Here is a 25,600-nt window from a genome sequence, read left to right as displayed (position 1 = left end):
GCACCTGTAACTTTAGCTGACGCTGTCAGTTGAGGTGGGGAGTCCATACCATTGAACGAGTTGGGGATCTCTTCCTTGTCCCATTCCAACGAGAAGATTTAAGTGAAGTCGCGAGTGAAATTAATCCACCTTACGCGATCAAAAAAGCCGATGTATTAACACCGGCTTTTGTCTCTAACGAAGCTAAGCATTCACAAACAGTGGCGCCTGCTTTCACTTTTGAATAGAAAGAGCGTTCGATTACGCTTTTTCAGCAAGAATAATACGTAGAGTACGACGTAGTGGTTCTGCAGCACCCCAAAGTAGTTGGTCACCAACTGTGAATGCATTTAGGAAGTCGTTACCCATAGACATCTTACGTAGACGACCTACTGGTACAGACATAGTGCCTGTTACTTTAGCTGGAGTCAGCTCTTGCGCCGTAATGTCACGGTCGTTAGGAATCACTTTAACCCAATCGTTGTGAGTTGCGATGATCTCTTCAATCTCATCCATTGGAACGTCTTGCTTAAGCTTGATCGTTAGTGCTTGAGCGTGACAACGCATTGCGCCGATACGTACACAAGTACCATCGATAGGGATAGGCTGACCATCTAGGCCAAGAATCTTGTTCGCTTCAACGCCCGCTTTCCACTCTTCTTTACTTTGACCGTTTTCACGCTTCACATCGATCCAAGGAATCAATGAACCCGCTAGCGGAGCACCAAACTGATCTGTTGGGAATGACGATGAACGAATGGTATCAGCAACTTTCTTATCAATATCAAGAATCGAACTTGCAGGGTTTGCTAACTCAGAACTCACGCTATCGTTAATCACACCCATTTGCGAGATAAGCTCACGCATGTTCTTAGCACCCGCGCCAGAAGCCGCTTGGTAAGTCATGGCACTCATCCATTCAACCATGCCCTTCTCGTATAGGCCGCCCAGTGCCATAAGCATTAAGCTCACCGTACAGTTACCACCAACAAAAGTATTAGTACCGCTATGAATGCCTTGCTGGATTTGAGCCAAGTTAACAGGATCAAGAGTGATGATTGAATCAGCATCCATACGTAGAGTTGAAGCGGCATCAATCCAGTAACCTTTCCAACCCGCTTGACGTAGCGCTGGGTAAACTTTTGATGTGTAATCGCCACCTTGACAAGTAATAACCGCATCAAGCTGCTTTAAGCTATCAATATCAAAAGCGTCTTGAAGTAGACCCGCATCTTTACCACCTAGAACAGGGGCAGGAATACCAATCTGAGATGTACTGTAATAAACAGGCTCAATCAGGTCGAAGTCTTTCTCTTCAACCATACGTTGCATCAGTACAGAACCCACCATACCGCGCCAACCAACTAGACCTACTCTCATCTCTCACTCTCCATGTATAAATTAAAAATTGCTCTCCCCCATCTATAAGTTTTTCAGAAACAGAACTCAAGCGCTTTTTGTCAAAAAGTGTAACTTTTTCGTTTCTTTTAAGTGAACGCGATGAATCGCAAAGTTATCTCAATACAGAGATTCGGCCTTCACTCTATTGATAGAAATACCAACCCCGCTAAATTCAGCCATTTATGGCGTTAAACCTAACAATCAAACCCCGATCACAAACAGTAATTACCACTATTAAATCATGGTTAATTGGCATTTTATTTTACAAAACGGAAACAACGTGCGACAGAATTAAACATGTAACAATCATGAATTTAACAAAAATTTAGATTATGAAACCACAACAGGTCCGATATGCAGTCAAATATCACAACTTAAGCGTATTTTTTCGATATAATAATCTAATTACTGTAGTGTCCATTTCGTACCCCACAATATAATGAAGCACTATAAATGCTCGAAATCACAAGAGGCTTTTATGAAGCAGAGTAAAACTCGCCTACCGAACCTGATGCAGGTATTCATCGCGTTAGGACTATTTCTATCCCTTGCTTTTTCCTTTACAGCAAAGCTTGACCTTCCAATCCAACTTGCCTTGTACATTGGTTGGTTCATTATCATGGTGCTTGGTCTTCGTCTTGGACACCAATACAAAGACTTAGAAAAAGCAGCACTCAAAGGAATATCTAACGGTTTAGGCGCAGTTTTAATACTTTTAGCCGTTGGCGCTCTTGTTGGTACTTGGATCTCTGGCGGGATCGTACCGACCATCATTTACTATGGTCTAAAAGCTATCCACCCTTCTATCTTCCTTTTGGCGACCATGATCATCTGTTCTCTAACAGCGTTGGCTACTGGTACTTCTTGGGGTGCTGCTGGTACAGCGGGTATTGCGATGATGGGTATTGGCCAAGGCCTAGGTGTTCCAGCGCCAATTACGGCAGGTGCAGTACTGTCAGGTTGTTACTTCGGTGACAAAATGTCTCCACTTTCAGATTCAGTAATTTTGGCTTCTTCTATGTCTAACGTAGAAGTAGTTGAACACATCAAAGGCATGCTGCCTGTAGCATTAATCAGCTACGTTATTACTGGCATCATGTTTACCGCGTTTGGCTTCCACTACGCCGGTAACGTTGACATGAGCCAAGTAGAATCTGTTATCAAAGCGATGGAAGTTCAGTTCTACATCACGCCATACTCATTTGTTCCAGTACTGATCGTATTAGGTCTGCTTGCTTTCCGTATGCCTTCATTCCCGGTAATCAGCTTTGGTTCTCTGCTAGGTATTATTTGGGCAGTTATGATTCAAGAGATCGACTTCCTAACAGCATTCAACACAGCATGGGCACCATTCTCTATCTCCTCTGGCGTGGACTTCATTGACTCAATCCTAAACCGCGGTGGCATGTCTTCAATGCTTGGTTCAGTTGCGGTTATCGTGTTCGGCCTTGGTTTTGGTGGCTTACTTGATAAAGTGGGCGTGCTAGAGACAATTGCGAAGGTATTCGAACGCCGCGTAAACAGCGCAGGTTCGCTAGCAACAAGCACAATCGGTACGGCTTTCATGGGTAACGTATTTGGCTCTGCAATGTACGTATCACTGATCCTGACACCAAAAATCTGTGCTAAGAACTACGACCGTCTAGGTTACAAGCGTAAGAACTTATCTCGTAACGCTGAGTTCGGCGGTACGTTGACATCAGGTATGGTGCCTTGGAGTGACAACGGTATCTACATGGCGAGTATCCTAGGCGTTGCAACGCTGTCGTACGCACCATTCATGTGGCTAAGCTTCATCTGTATCATCGTGACTATCGTAACGTCTTACATGGGTTGGTTCGTTGATAAATGTGAACCGACAGCACCAGCTGTTGAAGCGGAAGAAGCGGCAGAGCTGACTAAGCAACAAGCCTAGTCTCCATCACTCTAAGCCTGAGAGCGTAAGTACAAAACCTTAATGGCATAGATAAAAAAAGAGCGCCCTAGAGCGCTCTTTTTTATTGGGTTATTTATTTGCGGTTCGTTTACCCAACCAATAACCGATACCTAACGGTGCGAAGAACACGACCAAGATAAACAGAATAAAGTAGATAATCACGCCTTTGATTAGCTCCATTAGCTTATCAATCGCGAGTACAACCACTTCTTGCGAAACGCGATCTAAGTCTTGAGTGAACAATTCTCTTTCTGATGTCACGATACCCGCGATCTCGATACGTTCTTTCTCGATCATCTGCACTAGTGCTTCTCTTTCACGCGTCACCATCTTTTCTAAAGCCACACGCTCATCGCTCAGCATAGCCAGTTTTTGGTCTGTTTTGTCGCTAAGATCATTAAGCAGCGGCTGCATCTCTGCCGACATAATAGAAGCCAGTGTTTGCATGTATTCAGGATTGTTCTCAATGAAGTCCTGCATGCTTGCTGACGTTTGGCGAAGGCTTTCTAGTGTCATCGATAAGTCTTCCCCCGTCAGTGAGCTATTCATCGCCACTAACTCTGCTTTCCAAGACATCAACTTTGGCGTTTGATCCGCCATCAAGCTTAAACGATCGGATGCATCGCTCATCGCTTCTGGCATGGTACCTAGACTCTGAACGATCTGTGATTCATCTTTGCCAAGGTAAGTTAGCCATTCGCGATAAGCAGGCGTGCTTCTGAACGTTAGGTCGTTAAATGGGTTGCTCGCAATATACTCAGCAACGAATGCTTTGCTCTTCTTAAAGTCATTCGAGCTCAGAACGCCCTTTGCTAGCTTTTCTGCTTCTTGATCGAGAGAGCGTGCAGTAATAACCGCATAATCCGTCGTGAACAGCTCCGCTCCTTGACCTTCGGCATAGAATTGATTCATTTGCGCAGTAAACACCCAAGTGTCAATGAGCGCAGACATCGGAGAGGTTTGGTAAGCCGCTTGCTGTAAGCCCTGTTCAGCATGGATCTTCCAAAGCAAAACGTAAGATTGATGTAAGGTGTCATCAGCAGGATAAGATTGCGCGATTAAATCAGCCGAGTCTTCGACTTGTGTAAAAAACAGCTTAGCGTATTCACGCGTCATGAGCCGAGCATTCAGCTCTTGTTGAGTGAGAGGCGTCGTTTGACTATCTAACTTAACTTCCAATAGAGAACAACCACTTAGCACAATACTAAGCACCAACACCATCCAACTTCGACTCGAAACTCGTAACATATAAACCTATGACAAAGACTAAGGGCGCGGATTGTATGAACACTTCGTCAGAGTATTGTCAAAACTCCCGCAAAAGTTAACGCTGATTATCTAAATATTCGACGGCGGAATCCACAGAGGCTTTTATCGCCTGCTCAAGTTCATTCAAGTCGTGTTCGCTGATCGCTCGAGATTGTTTCATTGTCATCTCAATACTTGCGGCAATAATGGCTAATCGTGACGCTTTAATGCTACCTGCCACGCCTTTTAAGCTATGTACAACACGTGCGGCCGAGGTCTCATCTTTAATCAGTAGCGCTTTAAACTTCTCATAGTCGTCGGCATGATCTTGGACAAACACTCCAAGCAACAATTCAACCGACTCAGCATCGCCATCGAGTGTTTCGAGCATCTCTTCAATATCAATCGCTGGTTTCGAATCCGTCACGCTAGCAACGTGTCGCTCAGCTGTTGGCGTCTCAATCGTATTTGGTTGGCTTTCAATGTTCGCATGCTGTTGCTGTTGCTGTAGAAAGCCTGATGGCTCATTCACTGCCGGTTCTGGTACCTCTTGCTTAGCCTCGTGCTGCCCAGTTGCCAAAGGAGATGAATCACCGCTGCTTTCTGAAAACAGCTCCGCATCCTTATCAGAGAATTGAACAGCCTTTTCTTCGCTAGGTTCAGGGGAGGTATTCTGGTCAGCTGCAAGTTTTGGAGAAGTCTTTCTCACGCTCGCACTCCAAACAATCAGAGCCACCATAGCAGCCAAGCTCAAACCTAACATTGCGACCAGCAAATTAAACTGGCGCTCATGATACTCTGACTCTAACTTAATGATCTGCTTGTTCACCGAGTTCTGCTTAATCTTATCGACTAAAAAGTTCAGCTGTGCGTAATCTACGAGCAATGCGGAAGCATCAGCCAGTAGTTGTTGAATCGCGTCTTGCTCTGGTATTTTCAACTTGTAAGATTTCTCGAGAATAGAATCAAAAGCTCGGTAAGTCGCCGATGAACTTTGGCTGTCTGAGTACATCGCCTCAAACACCACTACACCAAATTCATTTAGCAACGGTTTTAACTTGGGAGATATCTGCTTGTCTGCACGTAAAAGCTTGATGTTATCGACAATCTCTTGAACCTGACTTTCGATTGGAATGAACTCGTCAAATTTGTCCAAGAACTGGTCTGCCACATAAAGCAGTTGGTTTACGTCAGGGCGAAAAAATGCGTTCTGGAAATCGGATTCGATCTGAAGTCGAATCGAATAAACTAATTGAGCGTCAAGAGCTAACTCATTGATGCGTGAGACGCGAAGTGGTTCCGAGAAATAGAGTGACTGTCTTAATTCGTTAACGCGAATACCCAGCTCTTCGATTTGAGCAAGAGAGTTTGTGTAGGAACGGCTTAGGTTGAGAAGTGCCAATGAAGGAAGTAGCCACAGAACCAAAATCACAACTAAGAAAGTGGCTGGTTTATTAAAGCGAGTGGGCTTTGCTACTGATTGTTCCATCTATATTCCTTGTGCGTGTTAACTTGAAGCCATTATTGCTATGGCGAAGACACAAAGCACAAAAACAAGCGACAGCATCCTACTGCCGCTTACCTATTCACTTCGGACTATGACTTATTACGAGTCAGTTGGTCACGTAAGTTTGGCGGTGTGCCTTTAATCGTTAGTGTATCTGTCTCCGGATCATAGAAGATACGCTCGCCTAGAAGCAGACTATCAAAACTAACATTCAAACCGCCACCAGCACCAACAAATTTTGTTAGTTTACGCATAGTTGCGCGATCTGCAGGGAAGCTGTCTTCTAACTCGTAGCCTTGCTCACTAGTATAGTCAAAGAAGCTGGTGCCATCTGAGCTTGCTGGTAATTCGCCAGACAGTTCACGCACTTGAACCTCATCACCCGCTTTTAACTGCTCGTTACAGTAATCAGCAACCTGCTTTTTGTAGCTGATAGCTTCCTCTTTCTCTAATTTAGAATCAGAAACAAAATCTTCTACCGCTTGCATCAGCACCTGGTTTTGCAGTTTTGCATCCAGACCTACTTCCGCTTGAAGAAAATCTAAGAAGAAGTCGGCCACTTTACGACCAACACGTCCTTTAATGTACGTTAGGTAACGGTTTGACTCTTTGTCTGTCTCGTAAGTAGAAAGATCTAAGCGAGCTGCGATGTCCATTTTAGAGATATCTAAGTAGTCAGTCGCACTGATATCTAGCCCTTCTGTTACCTTCAAGCTTTGGTTTGAAGGCAGTAGACCAATGAAAAGGTAGTCAGTTGCAAGTGACTGATATTCAGCCATTACCAAGATGCCTTCATCAGCAAATGGGTATTTTGAAAGCTCGTCTTTTAGACGTTGCGCACTCTTTTGAGAAAAATCGTAAAAGTTTGTCTCACCAGCACGAAGTTGATGCAACCACTGTTGGAATTCGCTGTCAGATTTGAAAGAACCAAACCCTTTGCCTGCTTTTGAGTTAAAAACACGATGAAGTTCAGCAACTAGGCTTTCAGAAGAAGCATCGTTTTCTAGAGATTCAGCACGATAGTTAACAATCAGTTCTTCCTGATCGTTCTTGCTCAGCTGGTGTAAAATTACGTTGGAAAGGTGAAGGCTCATAGTGAAAATATTACCGTTCAGGTTTCAGTTGTCGTGCATAGTAGGTTATCATAAGCCGCTTTTACTATCATTATTAGAGTCCTTATGCCGATTATATCTAAATACACAGATGAACAAGTTGAAAAAATCCTAGCTGAAGTAGGTGCTGTACTATCTAAGCACAAAGCTTCACCAGAACTTTCACTGATGATCGCTGGAAATATCGCAACCAATGTCTTAAATCAGAACGTTGCTGCTTCACAACGCAAAGGAATTGCTGAAAAATTTGCCGAGGCTTTAATTTCTTCTCTTGAAGATAAAAAGTCTCACTAAATTTGATTGACGGATAAAAGAATTATAAATGGTAGACAGCGCAAACTCATATAGCGATCGTGTATCTCGACTGGTTGGTTGGGGTCACTGGTTTGCATTTTTCAACATCATTGCTGCGATGTTGATTGGTACTCGTTATATCACTCAATCTGCTTGGCCAGAAACCCTACTGGGTCAATTCTACTTGGCTGCTTCATGGGTTGGTCATTTCGGCTTTTTGGTATTTGCGCTCTATCTATTAGTGCTGTTCCCGCTCACATTTATTCTTCCGTCTAGGAAGTTATTACGTTTGGTTGCCGTTTGCTTTGCGACCATAGGTTTAACTGTCCTGTTGATTGATACTCAAACGTATCAAAATATAAACCTCCACCTGACGCCTGTCGTGTGGGAGGTTTTATTCAGTGGAGAGGAATCTGCATTTACGTCTGATTTGCAGCACCTCTTCATTGTTATGCCGCTTATTTTCTTATTGCAGCTTGGCCTATCTGAATGGGTTTGGCGTAAGCAGCGTAAACTTTCTCATAAACACATCGGCCGTCCAATTACCGCCGTCTTCTTCTTGTGTTTCATCAGTAGCCACCTGACTTACATGTGGGCTGATGCGTACTTCTATAACCCAATTACGAGCCAAAAAGCGAACTTCCCACTGTCTTACCCAATGACAGCGAAAAGCTTTATGGAGAAACATGGTCTGTTAGACCGTGAAGAATATCTAGAGCGTTTAGAAGCGAACAAAGGCAATGTAAACCTTGTTAGCTACCCGCTAGAAGAAATTCAGTACAACCGCCGCAGTGATGATTTGAACATCCTGATGGTGAGCGTGAATAACCTGCGCGCAGATGCTCTTAACGAAACATCGATGCCAAGCAGCTACGCATTCGCACAACAGTCGATCAATTTCACCAACCATTACAGTTCTAGCAACGACATGTTTGGTATTTTTGGCTTGTTCTACGGCCTTCCTAGCAGCTACGCAAGCAGTATTGAAGCTCAAGGTGCGAGTTCAGTTCTGTTGGATGTATTAGATAACCACAATTACAAGTTTGCTGCATTCAGCGGTGACAACTTTGACGATGCACTTTACTCGGACATCATCTTCCGAGGCCGTAAAATCATGTCAGAGCAAGCGACGTTTAATGACCACAGTGCAATCCAAGCCTGGTCAAACTGGGTGGAATCACCGAAAGCTAAACGTCCTTGGTTCAACTTTATTGAGCTAACAACATTGGACAACTTTGCAAGCTCAGAAGCAGAGTCAGACTCAGCGTTAACAACAGCAGAACGTTTTGCTGCTGATTACCAAAAGTCAGCTCAAGCAGCGGACGCACAACTTGCAACCATCTACGCTGAGTTGGAACGCTTAGACCTTATCGATAATACGGTGGTTATCATTACCTCCAATCACGGTACTGAGTTTAACGAAACCAAGACTAACAGCTGGGGTGCAAACTCTAACTACAGTCGTTATCAATTGCAGGTTCCGCTGTTTATCAGCTGGCCAGGTAAATCAGCGTCTGAGTACACTCACCGCTCTAGCCACTTAGATATTTCCGTAACACTAATGCAAGAGCTACTGGGTGTATCTTCAAACCCAACTGACTTTAGCAGCGGCCGCAGCTTGTTTGATGAGCGTAAGAGAAAATGGGTGCTTGCGGGTGATTCTCGTGAGTTAGCGCTTGTGACAGATAAGCAAACTACTGTGCTAGATAAGTTTGGTAACTACAAACTGTACGACCAAGATTACCAACGACTAAAAAATGTAAGCCCTCGCTTACCAGTACTTATGCAAGGTCTCACTGAATTGCAGCGATTCTACGCAAAAAATGATTAAATGATCACCAAACGAAGAAGGGAAGCCAATGGCTTCCCTTTTTTATTGCCGTTAATGACTAGAAAACAAGCAACAGAACAAATTTATGTAAATTAGGGGTTTACAAGATCCTCATGCCCTTATATTATTCACGCCACTGGAGGGATGGCTGAGTGGTCGAAAGCACCGGTCTTGAAAACCGGCAACCGTTAATAGCGGTTCTAGGGTTCAAATCCCTATCCCTCCACCACATTAGAGAAAGCCGCTGAGAAATCAGCGGCTTTTTTGCATCTAGGGTTTACTACTTATCTCTATGCTTTCCCCCTCACACTAAGTGAACCTTGAGTAGCTGTTAATACCGCAGGCTCTCGGTTATCTAGCGATACTCCTTCTATTACTTTGTCAGGCTTTCAGCTAAAGACTCCAGTTATTATCTATCTAGTTCACGACTCTCGTGACTCATGCAGTTCTTTAGCATTCTCTTTTAACTTTTAGCTATCCGTTTTTAGTTGTTGGTTACGATAAAACATCAGCAAAGCGCACAATAAATGGCCATTCAATACAAAAATATCGAAAAGCGTTCATAAATAAAGCAGTCAGTTAATAAGGGTATTTACAAGCCAAAGCCACCCTTATATTATACGCGGCATCGGAGGGATGGCTGAGTGGTCGAAAGCACCGGTCTTGAAAACCGGCAACCGTTAATAGCGGTTCTAGGGTTCAAATCCCTATCCCTCCACCACATTAAAGAAAGCCGCTGAGAAATCAGCGGCTTTTTTGTATCTGAAGAAAACCTAGCTTAGCAGGTCAACTATCCGCTGCTAGTGCTGCTTTCAAAAGCTGCATGTGAATCGGTACCAAATCTTGGTGCTGAGTGCGATAGCCTCCCCCAACAACACACGCCATCGGGATAGACTCTGATTTTGCTTGGTTAATCATGAAGCAATCTCGTTCAAAGATCCCTTGCGTCGATACATTCAAGTAACCCAACTCGTCATCTTGGTGGATATCGACACCTGCATCATAAATGATCAAATCAGGTTGGTGATGCGCAATCGCCAGCTTAGTCACTTGCTCAAAACAACGCAGAAACTCTTCATCTTCCGTTTCGCGATTTAGTGGCACATCCAGATCCGATAATGGCTTTCTTGCAGGGAAGTTTTTATCGCAGTGGAAAGACAAAGTGATGATCTCATCGCTCTCTTGACAGAGTGTCGCCGTACCATCGCCATGGTGTACGTCACTGTCTACGATCAGCACCTTATCAACCTGTTCAAAGGTAAGTGCATGCTTCGCTGCCAACACCAGATCATTCAACAAACAAAATCCGCTGCCGAAATCATGGTGCGCGTGGTGATAGCCTCCGCTCAAGTGAATTGCCAAACCACTCTCAATGGCCATGTCAGCTGCTAAGCAGGTTCCGCCGCTTGAATAGAGCGTCCTTTCAATCAGCTGTTCGCTCCAAGGAAACCCAATACGTCTCATCTTCGCGGCCGGCAAACTACCAGAGACAAGTAAATCGACATAGTCACTATCGTGGACCTGTTTGACTTGTTCAACCGACACCGGCTTTGGTTGGAACACTTCAAACTTACTCTTCCAGAGTGGATCGCTATCCATTAACGCTTCAACTGCACTATGTAACAACTGGTATTTGTTGATTGGGTAACGATGGCCTTCTGGTAAAGGCAGCTGCGAATAAATTGGGTGGTAAATTAAAGGAATCATAATCGAGTTAATTGCTTATCTTTCTCAAAATCATAACAGCCTCAGACTTGGCGACAACCCAAATTAATGATAACAATTATCATTAAGTGTATTCAGAGAAAGTAATGAAAAACCTAATACTTACCCTTGGGGTGATCTGTGGCTCAGCGACAGCAGTAATGATTTTTGTCGGAATGCTAATGGCCAGTTGGTGGGCCGTTGATTTTCTGGTGTTAAGCCATCAAACTTAACTAATTGAACTGAAAAGGAATCACCATGAGCGTTATTTTTATTACTGGAGCAAACCGAGGCATTGGTTTAAGCCTAACTCAGCAATATCTGAAAGACAATCACACCGTTTACGCTACCTATCGTGATACCTCATCAGCGAATGAGTTACTGTCACTCGCAGAACATCACAGCAACTTGACCTGCATTCAACTAGACATCACTGATTACCAAGCCACCAGCAGGCTACCCAATCAACTCCAGCCCATTGATATTCTAATTAACAATGCAGGCTATTACGGCCCTAAAGGTTATGGACTGGGTAACACCAACGTAGAAGAGTGGCGACGCGTTTTTGAGGTCAACACTATTGCGCCATTGAAGCTAGTTGAAACACTTCTCCCTATGCTAGAAGCCAGTGAAGTGAAAAAGATAGCTTGCTTGTCTTCTCGAGTTGGCAGCATGGCAGAAAACACCTCTGGCGGAGGCTACATCTATCGTTCTTCTAAAGCGGCTCTCAACTCAGTAGTTAAAAGTCTAAGCAACGATCTAACCAGTAACGGCTTCACGGTCTTGGCACTGCACCCAGGTTGGGTACAGACAGAAATGGGTGGTCCTAATGCTCTTATTGATACAGACACTTCAGCGTCTGGTCTTATTAAAGTCATCGAATCTGCCAGAACTGAAGTAAGTGGTCACTTCTTCAATTTCGATGGCAGTGAAATAGACTGGTAGGTAACCCATGAATCTTCGCCTTCTTACAAACTTCGTACGACGCTCACTACTGATTTTAATCACCGTGGTGCTCGGAGGGTGTTTTGGGGAAGGTCCTGGAGACTTGTTCGATGACTATCAAACCAAGGTAGCCAGAGTGCAAGATGCTGAAGAGCTCAAACAAGACTGGGAGTTTGAGGGGTTGCCAAGAAAGCGAGAGTTATTGCTAAACGTCCCCTCTGTTTCTATTGGGCTCATCGACAGCTATCAACTTCGCCAATGTGGGCTTTTCAACCTGATTGCTGAGCGTAACTCAGTGCTCGGAAAAGTCGCGGACGAATTCCGCAATTACGATTATCAAGTTGCTCTACTCGAAGGCGTAGGCAAGTGCTTATCCAGTGATGAGCTAGACCCAGAAATCATCGAACTCTTGAGACGGATCGAGCAACAGAAGCTCGCTCAGTTTCCGCTCCATCAATGGAACCTGATTTATGCTAGCGATGCCATGCAGTCACAGCTGCGCGGTAGTCAGTGGCTACGTCATGATATTGCTCAACAAGTAAGACAGACGAGCGACGCCTTGGAGCATCTTAACCATTCGTTAAATACACCACTTGTTTCGGGCAAAACCACAGAGGTGCAAGAGGTGTTAGAGAAGAGCTCTACCCTTGGGGATCTGTATTATTCGCTTGCGCGCGCGTCGGTTGAACTCGATACCATCACCGAGCAACTCACTACTTTTGATGCCAATATCATCTGCGGAAAACAACGCGACACCACTAAGTTCCGTTACCTCAACAACGTATTCGAACAACAGTATATTGGCAAAGTACAGCCGTATATGGCGCAACTGGATGGCTACTATCAACAGCTCGCTCCGCAGCTGGCAATATTTGATGCTCAGCCAGAACTGCACAGCTACTACTTCCCCATCCAAGACACGCACCAAGCCTTTCGTGCATCAACGCGTCGCCATGTTGAGTATTGGCAACAGTTATTTAAGCGCTGTGGGCGTAAAGTCGGACGCTAACTGGAACACTTGCAAACGCTAGCTTTAAGATCCTTTTTTAGCTGAAGCGCCTTTCTTGGCATAGGTACCTTTCTTGGCATAAGACTTCTTCGTACCGCCACCTTTGCGACGTTTAAAAGCGGGTCTCTCAACTTTAGGGAGATGACGAAGCGATTCCGGCACTTCCCCTATTTTCACTCGCCCCATTAGGCCATCAATCTTGCTTTCCAGCGCTTGCATGAAAGGTTGATACGCTTGGTTACGCTCGGCCATGCCCTGTAACTGGTGTTCCCAGTGTGCCGTCATGTCCGGAAAGGTCGAATCCTCAGGTAGGGCATGAATCAAACCTCTACCTGCAGGGCTACTATGAATACTCTTACCCTGGCGCGTTAGCAGTTGCCTTTTGAAAAGCGTATCCAGAATGCCCGCACGAGTCGCCTCTGTTCCAAGACCATCAGTCTCTTTCAAAATAGCTTTCAGGTCCTTGTTCGCGACAAAACGCGCGATACCTGTCATCGCTTGAAGCAATGTCGCTTCCGTGAAATGCTTTGGTGGTTCGGTTTTCTTATCGCCAATGACCCCTTCACGGCAGGTCAACACGGTTCCTTTATCTAGCGGTGGAACTGTATCAGTGCCATCACCTTTCTCTTCGGTGTCGGTTTTACCCATCAACACTTTCCAACCCGGGTTGATAAGCTGACGCCCTTTCGCGATGAACACACCACCAGCGATATCAAAAACCAATTTAGCATCCGCAAACACAGCCGGTGGGTAGAACTGCATCAGATACTGGCGAGCAATTTGTTGATAGATTTTCATCTCATTGGCAGACAAACCATTCACCGATGATTTCTTCGGTGTTGGGATGATTGCGTGGTGAGCATCAACCTTACTGTCGTTCCATGCTTTTGATTTCAGTGAGAGGTCTGCACCTTGCGCACCACTTTGTAGCTCTTTCGCATTATTGGCGATGGCGTCTACAATTGATTCTCGCTGAGAGTAGTGCTCTTTAGGAAGGTAGCGGCTATCGGAGCGTGGGTAAGTGATAAGCTTGTGCTTCTCATATAAAGACTGACAGGTGTCCAACACCTGCTGAGCACTCATGCCAAAACGTTTGGAGGCATCAATCTGCAAGGCAGACAGAGAGTAAGGAAGTGGCGCTGCTTGTTTACTTTGCTTCTGCTCTGACTCTGTGACAGTTGCAGGTTGGTTTGCGATTCTCTGAGCGACGTTTTCAACCAACTTTCGGTTGAGTACACGGCCTTCTTCGTCTTGCCACGGCTTACAGGCTTCACTTGGTTTCCAGCGAGCACGAATATCAAAGCTCTGCCCGTTATTTTGGTAAGGAATCAAGGCATGCAAAGTGAAGTAATCTTTGGGAATGAAGTTTTCGATCTCTTCATCACGTCTCACCACTAAACCAAGTACTGGTGTCTGCACACGCCCTACCGACAATACGCCTTGATAACCGGCTTTTTGTCCAAGCAAGGTATAAGCTCGAGTCATGTTCATACCATACAGCCAATCGGCTCTAGAGCGGGCCAATGCTGAAACAGAAAGAGGGATAAAATCGCGATTGCTGCGCATTTGAGAGAGTGCACGTTTTACAGCAGGTAAGTTTAAGTCACTGATAAGCAGCCTTTCCATCGACTCTTTCTTGGCTTTAGATACTTTGCAGTAATCAATCACTTCATCAACCAGCAGCTGCCCTTCTCTGTCCGGGTCTCCGGCGTGAACTATTTGAGTGGCGTCCTTCAATAGCTTTCGGATCACCGTGAGCTGTTTGCTTGAAGTCTTGCGTGGTCTTAGCTGCCATTGCTCTGGCACGATAGGAAGATCAGCCAAGTTCCATTTCTTGTAACGCTCGTCATAAGCGTCTGGCTCAACCTGTTCCAATAAGTGTCCAATACACCAAGTCACTACATCACCGTTACCACATTTGATGAACCCTTGGTCTTTCTTCTGTGGATTAGGCAGTGCAGCGGCGATCGCACGGCCGAGGCTTGGTTTTTCAGCAATAATAAGGCGAGACATGTTTTTCCAGATGCTACAAACAATTAGGGCCACATTATCTAATGTGACCCTAATAAATCAAGAAAAACTGGTTGTTTATACAGTTAACATTCCACTATTCAGCTTCAGGGCTCTTTACAAGAACTCAACAAACTTAGAGAAGTCACGCTCTGGCACTTTCATTGGCGTACAGCCCGGAGTACCTAGGTATAGGAAACCAACGATCTCGTCGTCGCCTTCTAGACCGAATGCTTGATGTACTTCTGGGTGGAACATCCATTTGCCTGAACGCCAAAAACCTTGGAAACCTTGAGCGACTGCGGCCATTTGCATCGCTTGCGCCGCACAGCCTGCAGAAAGGTGCTGTTCAATCGCTGGTACTTTCTCGTGTTCGGTGACTTTAGCAATCACGGTGATCACCATAGGAGCACGGAACGGCGCCTTTTTCACTTTCTCGATCACCGCTTCTTCGCTTTCTTCCGCTTCAGCAGCACGAACCAAGATGTCAGATAGCTTCTGTAGCCCTGAACCTTGCGCGATAACAAAGCGCCATGGTGTTAATGCACCGTGGTCAGGGGCACGCAAGCCCGCTTTGATGATATTTTCTAACGCGACACCTTCAGGTGCTGGATCAGAGAGTTTTGCGATAGAGCGTCGGTTGAGCAGTAGATCCAAAGCATCCATTTGAAGTCCTTACTATTTCTTTATTATTTGTATACTTGAACTTTAGCACAGAATACAAACGATAATAAATCTCAACGACTGCTCATTTGACCTAGATTGGAAACAATAAAGGCTCCTAAATCTATGACTTAGGAGCCTTGCTCAAATATCTATCTAGGCATATTAGACAAGCATATTTACCAATAAGATTATGGCTTGTCGCTTTATCTATAACTTAATCGCTAGCTCAACACCTTGACGGATTGCGCGCACAGCATCTAGCTCACCAGCATAATCGGCACCACCAATCACGTGCAGTTTGCCACCGAACTCTTGCCACATATCCTCAAACGGTCTCACTGATACTTGACCTGCACACACGATAACGGAATCAGCATCTAACACCTGATCTTGCTTACCAACGCTGATATGCAAACCTTGGTCATCAATCTTGTTGTAGCTCACACCCCCCAACAGATTCACACCACGCTTTTCTAGTGTGCGTTTGTGAATCCAACCTGTGGTCTTGCCAGGGCCTTTACCAACACGACCCGCTTTGCGCTGCATCACCCAAACCGTTTTGTCACTGAATGAATCCGGGTAAGGATACAGACCACCTGGGTGTTCCATATTCTTATCAATGCCCCACTCATGCAGCCAATCGTCTAGACTGTGTGACGTTGGCTCGGTGAGCATAGTTGCCACATCGACCCCAATACCACCAGCACCAACAATCGCGACCTTTTCGCCTACTGGTGTCTTTTCGCGAATTAAGGTTTGGTAATCGACCACGTTCTCGTGCTCAATGCCTTCGATATTCAGTTTTCTTGGCTCTACACCCGCCGCCATCACCACTTCATCGTACTTGAGCAGCATCTCAAACGTGGCTTCAGTATCCAGCTTCAGATTCACGCCTGATGCATCGATTTGGTTAGCAAAATAACGAATCGTTTCTCTAAATTCTTCTTTGCCTGGGATTTGCATTGCCAGTCTAAACTGACCACCGATACGATCGTTCTTCTCTAGCAAGTCTACCTTGTGGCCGCGCTGCGCCAATGTTGTCGCACAAGCCAAGCCTGCAGGGCCAGCACCCACTACCGCAATCGTCTTAGTAGCTGGCGCGGGTTGAACAACAATTTCAGTCTCATAACAAGCTCGTGGGTTAACCAAACAGCTCGCACGTTTCCCTTTGAACACGTTATCAAGGCACGCTTGGTTACAACCGATACAGGTGTTAATGAACTGGGCTTGGTCTTGTGCGGCTTTGTTAACGAAATCAGGGTCAGCCAAGAAAGGTCGAGCCATGGAGACCATGTCGGCCTGACCGGAGCTGATAATACGTTCTGCTTCTTCCGGAGTATTAATACGGTTACATGTAATCACTGGAATAGAAACATACGGTTTCACTTTCTCAGTTACCCATGAGAAAGCACCACGTGGTACTTGTGTCGCGATAGTGGGGATACGTGCTTCATGCCAACCAATACCTGTATTGATAATGGTAACGCCCGCCTCTTCAAGCTTTTGAGCCAATAACACAACATCTTCAAAGGTGCTGCCTTGCTCAACCAAATCCAGCATCGACAGTCGGAAGATAATAATGAAATCATCGCCCACAGCTTCGCGGATCGATTTCACGATCTCTAGCGGGAAACGCATACGCTTTTCATAAGAACCGCCCCACTCGTCGTAACGCATGTTGGTACGCTTACAAATGAATTGGTTAATCAAGTAACCTTCAGAACCCATGATCTCAATGCCATCGTAGCCTGCGACTTGAGCAAGTTCGGCACTGTTGGCAAAGGCACTGATGGTCTTTTTAATTTGGCGAGGGCTCATTTCACTTGGCGCAAACTTGGCGATTGGTGCTTTTATACCCGAAGCACTTTGCGCGAATGGGTGCATTGCGTATCGACCAGCGTGCAGTAGCTGCAACGCAATTTTCCCACCGTGCTTATGTACCGCTTCGGTAACAACTTGGTGTGCTTTTGCGTGCTTAACTTTGCTGAATTCAGCACTAAACGGAGATAACCTGCCACGTAAGTTCGGAGAAAAGCCACCTGTAACAATTAGGCCAACGCCTCCTTTTGCTCGCTCTTCGTAAAACGCAGCGAGTTTATGCAGGCCTTCTTTGTGCTCTTCTAAACCTGTGTGCATTGATCCCATCAATACACGGTTTCGTAACTGAGTAAATCCAAGATCGAGTGGTTCAAGTAAATGTGGGTACATGGCAGACATCACTTCTATTATTTATCCTTGTGGTCTGACCACAGTATAGCTCAATCACCAAAAGTTCAAACAACCGTTTACATTTTTGTAACACCGATCATAGTGCTGAAGGTATTAGTCGTTCAGAAGTTCTTAATTTGGCTACACTTAATGAGAATATAAATCGATTAACACTTCTTGGTATAGTTTGAATTAGGGAATTATCGTAGGATACTAAGCAGTTCATATTATTGAGATTAATGGTACTGCTGCTTGTTAAAGCGACGTAATCTCACTGCGGAGACAGAATGAAAAAAATATTCAAATTTATAGGCATGATCTTCAAAGGGATTTGGAAGCTGATTACGTTTATACGTGTTGCGCTTGTTAACTTAATCTTCTTACTTAGTATCGCCGTTATCTACTTTGTTTACTTCCACTCAGACACTGCACAACCAACTGTGCCTCAACAATCAGCTTTAGTGCTTAACCTGTCGGGTCCGATTGTTGAACAAAGTCGCTATATTAACCCAATGGACTCCGTCACTGGCTCGCTGCTTGGTAAGGAGCTGCCAAAAGAAAACATTCTTTTTGATATCGTTGAAACGATTCGCTACGCCAAAGACGATGACAATGTAACTGGTATTGTTTTGGCACTTAAAGAACTGCCAGAGACCAACCTAACTAAGCTGCGCTACATTGCAAAAGCCTTGAATGAGTTTAAAGCTTCAGGGAAGCCAATTTATGCGGTAGGTGACTTCTACAACCAAAGCCAATACTACCTAGCAAGCTACGCAACTAAGGTATATATGTCGCCTGATGGTGGTGTACTTCTTAAAGGTTACAGCGCCTACTCGCTTTACTACAAAACCTTATTAGAGAAGCTTGATGTGAACACTCATGTGTTCCGCGTGGGTACTTACAAATCCGCTATTGAACCCTTCATTCGTGACGACATGTCTGACGCAGCAAAAGAGTCGGCATCACGTTGGTTAGGCCAACTATGGAGTGCTTACGTTGACGATGTGAGCCACAACCGCCAAATTGATGCGAAGACGCTCAACCCAAGCATGGACACTTTCTTAAAAGAGCTTGAGTCTGTCGATGGTGACATCGCTAAACTAGCAGAAAAGCTTGGCTTAGTAGATGAGCTAGCCACTCGCCAGCAAGTTCGACTAGAGCTCGCAGATGTGTTCGGCAGTGATGGTCAAGACAGTTACAACGCGCTTGGCTACTACGAGTACCGTGCAACCATGCTTCCAGACATGAACAGTCAATCACACGATGTTGCTGTAATTGTTGCTAGCGGCGCTATTATGGATGGCAAACAGCCACGTGGCACAGTGGGTGGCGATACAACCGCGGCTCTACTTCGCCAAGCTCGTAACGATGACAAAGTTAAAGCCGTCGTTCTTCGAGTGGATAGCCCTGGCGGCAGCGCATTTGCTTCAGAGGTCATTCGCAATGAAATAGAAGCAATTAAGCAAGCGGGTAAACCTGTTGTTGTTTCAATGTCTAGCCTTGCCGCTTCTGGCGGTTACTGGATCTCTATGGGCGCAGACAAGATCCTTGCTCAACCAACAACGTTAACTGGCTCGATTGGTATTTTCAGTGTCATCACTACCTTCGAAAAAGGTTTGAACGACATTGGCGTTTACACGGATGGCGTTGGCACATCACCTTTCTCTGGCCTTGGTATCACGACCGGCTTAACTGATGGTGCTAAAGATGCATTCCAGATGGGTATCGAACATGGCTACCGCCGATTCATCGGTCTAGTTGGAGAAAACCGTGAAATGGGTGTTGATGCGGTCGATAAAATTGCTCAAGGCCGCGTATGGACAGGCCAAGACGCTATGCAAAATGGTCTAGTCGATGAAATTGGTGACTTCGATGATGCGATTGCAGCCGCCGCTTCACTTGCAGAACTCGAAAGCTACAACATCTACTGGGTAGAAGAGCCACTTTCAGCTACTGAGCAGTTTATTCAAGAATTTATGAACCAAGTTCAGATGTCGATTGGTCTTGATATTCAGTCAATGATACCAAGCAGTTTACAGCCTGTTACGCAGCAGTTAGCTCAAGATAGCCAACTATTAAGCAACTTTAACGACCCACAAGGCCGCTACGCTTTTTGCTTAAACTGCCAAGTTCAATAATTTAAGCTCAACGCTTTATTATCAAGGGGCGCCTCTGTGTGAGGCGCCTCTTTTTATTACATAATAATTCGCTATAATCGCCCACCTGTTCCCTACATCACACTAAAGTAATAATCGCCATGGAAAGAAAACACATCTATATCGCGTACACCGGCGGCACAATCGGCATGCAAAAATCGCATGATCACGGCTATGTCCCTGTTGCTGGATTCATGGATAAACAGCTTGCTAGTATGCCTGAATTCCATCGCCCAGAGATGCCTGAGTACACCATCCACGAATACTCGCCATTGATGGACTCTTCAGACATGACGCCACTTGATTGGCAGACTATCGCTGATGACATCCGCGCGAACTACGACAAATACGATGGTTTCGTTATCCTGCACGGTACTGACACTATGGCGTACACCGCTTCTGCGTTGTCTTTCATGCTAGAAAACCTTGGCAAACCTGTGATTGTAACCGGCTCTCAGATCCCACTTGCTGAGCTACGTTCTGACGGCCAAGCAAACCTATTGAATGCACTGCACATCGCAGCGAACTACCCAATCAATGAAGTGACACTGTTCTTCAACAACAAATTGATGCGTGGTAACCGCAGCACTAAATCACATGCTGATGGCTTCAATGCGTTTACCTCTCCAAACCTTAACCCGCTGTTGGAAGCTGGTATCAATATCCAGCTAAGCAACAACGTTGTAGTCAACGAGCAACCTGAAGGTGAGTTCAAGGTTCATAACATTACACCGCAACCAATCGGCGTAATCACTATGTACCCAGGCATCTCACACGAAGTGATCCGTAACACGTTACTACAACCTGTTAACGCGATGATCCTGCTTACTTTTGGTGTTGGTAATGCACCACAAAACCCAGAGCTACTTCAGCACCTAAAAGACGCATCAGAGCGCGGTGTTATCGTGGTAAATCTAACCCAATGTTTAGCCGGTAAAGTAAACATGGGTGGTTACGCGACGGGTTGTGCACTTGCTGAAGCAGGTGTGGTCAGTGGTTATGATATGACACCAGAAGCGGCATTAGCGAAACTTCATTACCTATTAAGCCAAAACCTAAGCTACGAAGAAGTGAAAACTCAGATGCAGCAAGTACTGCGTGGTGAGATGAGCTTGTAAGCTCGTTAGGATTCATCTTGAGCGGCTGCTCTTCTATGATGTGAGCAGCATTTTAACGTGAGCCAAATCGTTTTATTGTTTATAAATAAACGACTTAACGTAAAAGGGGTGGCACTACGCCACCCCTTTGTTGTAATTTAAAGCCTAATGATTTGGGTTAACTCTCACAATATCTTCTTGATCTGACTTAAACTGTTTCTTGAGTTCAGATTTAGACTTAAAGCTAATTTCGCCACCAGCGGCAATTGTCATGTGTTGAGCTTCAGAGTTATGTTTAGATTGGTATAACATAACCGCCTGCATACACGAATCGCGCTGCTCTTTAGAAAGCGCTGTTCCTTCTGGCCATTTACCCGTTTCAACTGCGTAGGTTAAACGTTCGTAGACCTCGGGTGTCATTGCGCTAAGAAGTTGTTCTGCATCCATGGTAAAGCCTTAGTGTTAACAATTTTCACCAGAAAATAACTCTTAACAGAATTGAGTCAAGAACCTAACCGATAATAAGTGCATTTGATCACAAGTGAAGGAATATGAAAATTATGAAATGGTTGGCAATTAGCCTATTACCTTTCACTCTGGTTGGGTGTCTTGAGGGCAACAAAAATACCGATCAGTTGTGCCAGAGCAATCCTGGGTTGCGCTGTGAACAGCTGAACATGAACGACGGACAGTGCCGTGTAGCGCGTACCGACCTTATCTGGCATCGCTTTGAAGTTCAAAAACAACCAACCGAAATCAATAAGATCAAAGAGTTCGAATTGGTCACAGCCTATAAAAAATGTCTTGAGCTTGCCGCGCAGATAGAAACGATCGATCAATCTAAACTTCAAGAACGTCGCTTTACTTCTTTAATGCACAGCATCGAAGAGTCTGAACGCATTGTTAGTGAACTGTCTCAATCAGACACGCCAGAAACGCTCTACTTCTTGTGGTCACAAAACGGGGATACCAACGCAAGACGCAGCTTCTTACAACTAGAAGGAACAGAAGCGTTGAATACGGCAGAGATGCAGTATGCCCTAGCGACTTTCTACACCACTCGAGACCATGTAAAGACGTTAAAACTACTTAATAACGCATTGACCTTATCGAGTAATTCGAACGTCAACACTGAAATTTTTAAGTCGATGGCCAGTATTAATCACAGCCTAGGCAATATGGAAGAAGCATACGTATGGGCAATGGTCGCTAAAGACTTTAATGTGCCTATCGCATCGGAGTCTGAGCTCGCTGTTCTCTATCACTTTGAAAAGCCAAAATATAAGCAGTTGAATAAAGACGCAGACAAAATTGTTGAAGCCATTGAAGACGGCGTTTACAGCCCTGCTGTTGTAAAAAGCTACGAGTAATCTTAGGCGACCAAATAGCCTCTTCAACAAATTTAAAAAAAACAGCTACCATCATGGTAGCTGTTTTTATTTGTACTAGAGTTAACGCTGAAATCTTGGGCTGTTCATTACAATTTCATCGACAAATGCGATCTGTAAGGATTAAACAATAGTGACAGGTTATTTCGTACTTTCGTCATTTTTGTTGAAAATTAACGACACAGAATTAACACAAAAACGTTCGCCAGTTGTCTTCGGACCATCAGGAAAAACGTGACCTAGGTGGCTATCGCAGGCACTACAACGAATCTCTACACGCTTCATTCCGTGACTTAGATCTTCTATATAGCGTATTGCTGTATCGTTTACAGGAGCATCGAAGCTCGGCCACCCGCACCCAGAATCATATTTGTTATCCGACAGGAATAATGGGGCTTGGCAGCATGTGCAGCTATACACACCCGTCTTATGGTTGTGTAACAATTTTCCGCTAAAAGGGGCTTCAGTACCACGCAAACGACACACTTCAAACTCATCGTCTGTTAGGCGCTCACGCCAGTATTCATCAGGCTTTATCATCTTTTCTTCCTTTTGAATCACGTTAATATCTCTCCACATTCTCATTTATTATATTTACTTTTTCCTATAAAGGCTTGCATATGAGTCGTTTTGTAGCACATACTTTCTCACAAGAAAACATTGTACATATACACTCATAAGTGAATCGTCATTTAGAGGTATTTTACCCAACTGGAAGGGTGCAGAACCACTAGCAATGGTCAATTTTCAACCACTTACACTCAATTGTTAAGAAAAGCGTCGCTTTTTTTTGACATTAAACAAGTTAAGTCGGATTATCTATTGCAGATTTAGACTGGATTCTGTAATTTTACTACCAGTTATCTTTAATCAGAAATTAAGTTGTGGAGCAACTACAATGACTATCAAAGTAGGTATTAATGGTTTTGGCCGTATCGGTCGTTTCGTATTCCGTGCAGCGCAAGAGCGCAATGACATCGAAGTTGTTGGTATCAACGATCTTATCGACGTTGAATACATGGCATACATGCTGAAGTACGACTCAACTCACGGCCGTTTCAACGGTACTGTTGAAGTTGAAGGCGGTAACCTAATCGTTAACGGTAAAACTGTACGTGTTACAGCTGAGCGTAACCCAGAAGATCTTAAGTGGGATGCAATCGACGTAGACGTTGTTGCTGAAGCAACTGGTCTTTTCCTAACTGACGAGACTGCACGTAAGCACATCACTGCTGGTGCTAAGAAAGTTGTTCTTACTGGTCCTTCTAAAGACGCAACTCCAATGTTCGTTATGGGCGTTAACCAAGCAACTTACGCTGGTCAAGACATCGTTTCTAACGCTTCTTGTACTACTAACTGTCTTGCACCTATCGCTAAAGTTCTTAACGACAAGTGGGGCATCGAGTCTGGTCTAATGACTACAGTTCACGCTACTACAGCAACTCAAAAAACTGTAGATGGTCCTTCTGCTAAAGACTGGCGCGGTGGCCGTGGTGCTTCTCAAAACATCATCCCATCTTCAACTGGTGCTGCTAAAGCTGTAGGCGTTGTTCTTCCAGAACTAAACGGCCTTCTAACTGGTATGGCTTTCCGTGTACCAACAGCTAACGTTTCTGTAGTTGACCTAACAGTTAACCTAAAAGAAGCTGCTTCTTACGAAGAAATCTGTGCTGCAATGAAAGAAGCTTCTGAAGGCGAAATGGCTGGCGTTCTAGGTTACACTGAAGACCAAGTTGTTTCTCAAGACTTCATCGGCGAAGTTAACACTTCAGTATTCGATGCTAAAGCTGGTGTTGCTCTAACTGACAAATTCGTTAAAGTTGTATCTTGGTACGACAACGAAATCGGTTACTCAAACAAAGTTCTTGACCTAATCGCTCACATCTCTAAGTAATTTTTTTTTAGAAATAGCTTTAGATAAGCATTAGCAAAGACTGTTTTGAGCAGACTTTGAAAAAGGCGACCTTAGTGTCGCCTTTTTAATACCTGCTATCTTTTAACTTCGTCTATTTGAATCCACCAAGATAGCCCAAACGTAAAATTCAATTCCAATACTGGTTTGCTTGCACCTCTCATCACAAGCTTGAATCGAGTCAGCATTTGAATTCAATTTCCTTAGAAGGATCATGTAATGGATTTATCAACTCTACCTGCACTGGCTGTACTTTCTGACAACGTGACTATTGTTGAACACCAAGGTATAAAACTAGTTCGCGTTATTCACGAGAAGGCAGATGCGGCGATTTCACTGTTTGGCGGTCATGTTGTGTCGTTCCAACCACAAGGTCAAGAAGACCTAATTTGGATGAGTCAACAAGCTAAGTTTGATGGCAAAACAGCATTGCGTGGTGGTATTCCAGTATGTTGGCCTTGGTTTGGTCGCATTGCGGCACCTGCGCATGGATTTGCACGCTCAAGTGAATGGCAATTAGTTGAGCACCGTGAAAGTGAAGCGGGTGTGATTGTAAGCTTAGGTCTGAAGCCTAGTGAAGAGACGCTGGCAGTATGGCCTCATCAGTTCGATGCTCGCCTAAATGTTGAGATTGGTGATGAGCTAAAAGTAACATTAGATGTGAAGAACACAGATTCTCAACCATGGACTTTCTCTGGTGCGCTGCACACTTACCTAAACGTTGCAGACATCCATAACACAACCACCACAGGTATGGGTGCTGAGTACATCGACAGCTTACAAGGTGGCAAGATCTGCCAAGGCGGTGCTGAGCTTGTGCTAACCGACACCATTGACCGAGTGTACACTCAGCCAGAAGCGCAAATCTTAGTTGCGGACAAAAAACTTGAGCGTACTTTAACAGTTGAAAACCAAGGCCATAACTCTGCGGTCTTGTGGAACCCTTGGGCAGAAGGTGCTGCTGGTATGGGCGACATGCAAGATGATGGCTACCTCACCATGCTATGTGTTGAATCAACATTGCACGCGCCAAGTTTAGAGTCAGGTAAAACACTTCAGCCTGGCGAGAACCACCAGCTGATTACAACGATTTCTGTTCAGTAAACTGTTCACTACGCAAGATATATTAAAGGCCGGTTCACTCCCTGTCTCTTGATCACAAGTCTGGTTAATCAAGAGACTTGGCGAGTTCATACC

General features: G+C 44.8%; 21 protein-coding genes and 2 tRNA genes. 13 read left to right on the top strand and 10 right to left on the bottom strand.

Going from position 1 to position 25,600, the window contains the following annotated elements:
• Window positions 1-240: 240 nt before the first annotated feature.
• Window positions 241-1,359: an aspartate-semialdehyde dehydrogenase gene (asd, locus tag JC606_RS20040; RefSeq protein ID WP_008223285.1), complete on the bottom strand. Its 1,119-nt coding sequence runs from the start codon at window positions 1,357-1,359 to the stop codon at window positions 241-243.
• Window positions 1,360-1,858: 499 nt separating this feature from the next.
• Between asd and nhaC the strand changes: the two genes are divergently transcribed.
• Window positions 1,859-3,295 carry a Na+/H+ antiporter NhaC gene (gene nhaC / locus JC606_RS20035; RefSeq protein WP_004740678.1) on the top strand — a complete coding sequence of 479 codons (1,437 nt, stop codon included), beginning with the start codon at window positions 1,859-1,861 and terminating at the stop codon, window positions 3,293-3,295.
• Between the two features lie 90 nt (window positions 3,296-3,385).
• Here the strand turns inward: nhaC and JC606_RS20030 are convergent, their stop codons facing one another.
• From JC606_RS20030 to yejK, 3 genes are all read right to left on the bottom strand, one after another.
• Window positions 3,386-4,564: a chemotaxis protein gene (locus JC606_RS20030; RefSeq protein ID WP_198779279.1), complete on the bottom strand. Its 1,179-nt coding sequence runs from the start codon at window positions 4,562-4,564 to the stop codon at window positions 3,386-3,388.
• Window positions 4,565-4,640: 76 nt separating this feature from the next.
• Window positions 4,641-6,053 (bottom strand): Hpt domain-containing protein, encoded by a 1,413-nt coding sequence (locus tag JC606_RS20025; protein WP_137407849.1) that lies wholly within the window; start codon window positions 6,051-6,053, stop codon window positions 4,641-4,643.
• A 107-nt stretch (window positions 6,054-6,160) separates the two neighbouring features.
• Entirely contained in the window at window positions 6,161-7,165 is a 1,005-nt protein-coding gene (yejK, locus tag JC606_RS20020; RefSeq protein ID WP_061033755.1) for a nucleoid-associated protein YejK, read from the bottom strand.
• Window positions 7,166-7,249: 84 nt separating this feature from the next.
• Here yejK and JC606_RS20015 point away from each other — a divergent pair, with 84 nt between their 5' ends.
• The 4 genes from JC606_RS20015 to JC606_RS20000 all read left to right on the top strand — a co-directional run bounded on the left by JC606_RS20015 (window position 7,250) and on the right by JC606_RS20000 (window position 10,029).
• On the top strand, window positions 7,250-7,477 hold the full coding sequence (locus tag JC606_RS20015) for a YejL family protein (protein WP_004740674.1): 228 nt from the start codon (window positions 7,250-7,252) through the stop codon (window positions 7,475-7,477).
• 28 nt (window positions 7,478-7,505) lie between these two features.
• The gene (locus JC606_RS20010) at window positions 7,506-9,308 is read left to right on the top strand and encodes a DUF3413 domain-containing protein (RefSeq protein WP_004740673.1); all 1,803 of its coding nucleotides are present in this window, start codon (window positions 7,506-7,508) and stop codon (window positions 9,306-9,308) included.
• Window positions 9,309-9,446: 138 nt separating this feature from the next.
• Window positions 9,447-9,537: transfer RNA gene (locus JC606_RS20005), tRNA-Ser, on the top strand.
• A gap of 401 nt (window positions 9,538-9,938) precedes the next feature.
• Window positions 9,939-10,029: transfer RNA gene (locus tag JC606_RS20000), tRNA-Ser, on the top strand.
• Window positions 10,030-10,094: 65 nt separating this feature from the next.
• Here the strand turns inward: JC606_RS20000 and JC606_RS19995 are convergent.
• Complete coding sequence (locus JC606_RS19995; protein WP_137407848.1) at window positions 10,095-11,015, bottom strand: histone deacetylase family protein; 921 nt, start codon at window positions 11,013-11,015, stop codon at window positions 10,095-10,097.
• Between the two features lie 104 nt (window positions 11,016-11,119).
• Here JC606_RS19995 and JC606_RS23570 point away from each other — a divergent pair, with 104 nt between their 5' ends.
• Genes JC606_RS23570 through JC606_RS19985 form a run of 3 tightly spaced genes read left to right on the top strand, consistent with a single transcriptional unit; the run spans window position 11,120 to window position 12,966 of the window.
• Complete coding sequence (locus tag JC606_RS23570) at window positions 11,120-11,245, top strand: hypothetical protein (protein WP_258099341.1); 126 nt, start codon at window positions 11,120-11,122, stop codon at window positions 11,243-11,245.
• A gap of 25 nt (window positions 11,246-11,270) precedes the next feature.
• Window positions 11,271-11,957, top strand: a complete 687-nt coding sequence (locus JC606_RS19990) for an SDR family oxidoreductase (protein WP_198779278.1) — start codon at window positions 11,271-11,273, stop codon at window positions 11,955-11,957.
• A gap of 7 nt (window positions 11,958-11,964) precedes the next feature.
• Window positions 11,965-12,966, top strand: a complete 1,002-nt coding sequence (locus JC606_RS19985; RefSeq protein ID WP_137407846.1) for a DUF3080 domain-containing protein — start codon at window positions 11,965-11,967, stop codon at window positions 12,964-12,966.
• A 24-nt stretch (window positions 12,967-12,990) separates the two neighbouring features.
• Here JC606_RS19985 and JC606_RS19980 read toward each other — a convergent pair whose 3' ends face one another.
• From JC606_RS19980 to JC606_RS19970, 3 genes are all read right to left on the bottom strand, one after another.
• A complete protein-coding gene (locus JC606_RS19980; RefSeq protein WP_137407845.1) occupies window positions 12,991-14,979 on the bottom strand; it encodes a DNA topoisomerase III in 1,989 nt (662 codons plus the stop codon).
• A gap of 114 nt (window positions 14,980-15,093) precedes the next feature.
• A complete protein-coding gene (locus JC606_RS19975; protein WP_004740667.1) occupies window positions 15,094-15,642 on the bottom strand; it encodes an NAD(P)H nitroreductase in 549 nt (182 codons plus the stop codon).
• A gap of 207 nt (window positions 15,643-15,849) precedes the next feature.
• Window positions 15,850-17,859, bottom strand: a complete 2,010-nt coding sequence (locus tag JC606_RS19970; RefSeq protein ID WP_198779280.1) for an NADPH-dependent 2,4-dienoyl-CoA reductase — start codon at window positions 17,857-17,859, stop codon at window positions 15,850-15,852.
• Window positions 17,860-18,137: 278 nt separating this feature from the next.
• Here JC606_RS19970 and sppA point away from each other — a divergent pair, with 278 nt between their 5' ends.
• Window positions 18,138-19,988, top strand: coding sequence for a signal peptide peptidase SppA (gene sppA, locus JC606_RS19965; protein WP_198779277.1), 1,851 nt, complete (start codon window positions 18,138-18,140; stop codon window positions 19,986-19,988).
• Window positions 19,989-20,107: 119 nt separating this feature from the next.
• The gene (gene ansA / locus JC606_RS19960) at window positions 20,108-21,124 is read left to right on the top strand and encodes an asparaginase (protein WP_061033747.1); all 1,017 of its coding nucleotides are present in this window, start codon (window positions 20,108-20,110) and stop codon (window positions 21,122-21,124) included.
• A 144-nt stretch (window positions 21,125-21,268) separates the two neighbouring features.
• Here the strand turns inward: ansA and JC606_RS19955 are convergent, their stop codons facing one another.
• Entirely contained in the window at window positions 21,269-21,550 is a 282-nt protein-coding gene (locus JC606_RS19955; RefSeq protein WP_010437067.1) for a YeaC family protein, read from the bottom strand.
• 113 nt (window positions 21,551-21,663) lie between these two features.
• Here JC606_RS19955 and JC606_RS19950 point away from each other — a divergent pair, with 113 nt between their 5' ends.
• Entirely contained in the window at window positions 21,664-22,473 is an 810-nt protein-coding gene (locus JC606_RS19950) for a DUF2989 domain-containing protein (RefSeq protein WP_061033746.1), read from the top strand.
• A 159-nt stretch (window positions 22,474-22,632) separates the two neighbouring features.
• On the opposite strand, the gene msrB is transcribed toward JC606_RS19950, so the two are convergent.
• The gene (gene msrB, locus JC606_RS19945; protein ID WP_137407843.1) at window positions 22,633-23,031 is read right to left on the bottom strand and encodes a peptide-methionine (R)-S-oxide reductase MsrB; all 399 of its coding nucleotides are present in this window, start codon (window positions 23,029-23,031) and stop codon (window positions 22,633-22,635) included.
• Between the two features lie 358 nt (window positions 23,032-23,389).
• On the opposite strand from msrB, the gene gap reads away from it, so the two are divergent.
• A complete protein-coding gene (gap, locus tag JC606_RS19940) occupies window positions 23,390-24,385 on the top strand; it encodes a type I glyceraldehyde-3-phosphate dehydrogenase (protein ID WP_061033745.1) in 996 nt (331 codons plus the stop codon).
• Between the two features lie 237 nt (window positions 24,386-24,622).
• The gene (locus tag JC606_RS19935) at window positions 24,623-25,507 is read left to right on the top strand and encodes a D-hexose-6-phosphate mutarotase (protein WP_137407842.1); all 885 of its coding nucleotides are present in this window, start codon (window positions 24,623-24,625) and stop codon (window positions 25,505-25,507) included.
• Window positions 25,508-25,600 lie beyond the last annotated feature (93 nt).

It is taken from the genome of Vibrio sp. IB15 (assembly GCF_016406055.1).
In the GTDB taxonomy this organism is placed as follows: Bacteria; Pseudomonadota; Gammaproteobacteria; order Enterobacterales; family Vibrionaceae; genus Vibrio; species Vibrio chagasii.
Note: the sequence above shows the minus strand (reverse complement) of the source record. Positions and strands in the feature narration are given on the sequence as shown.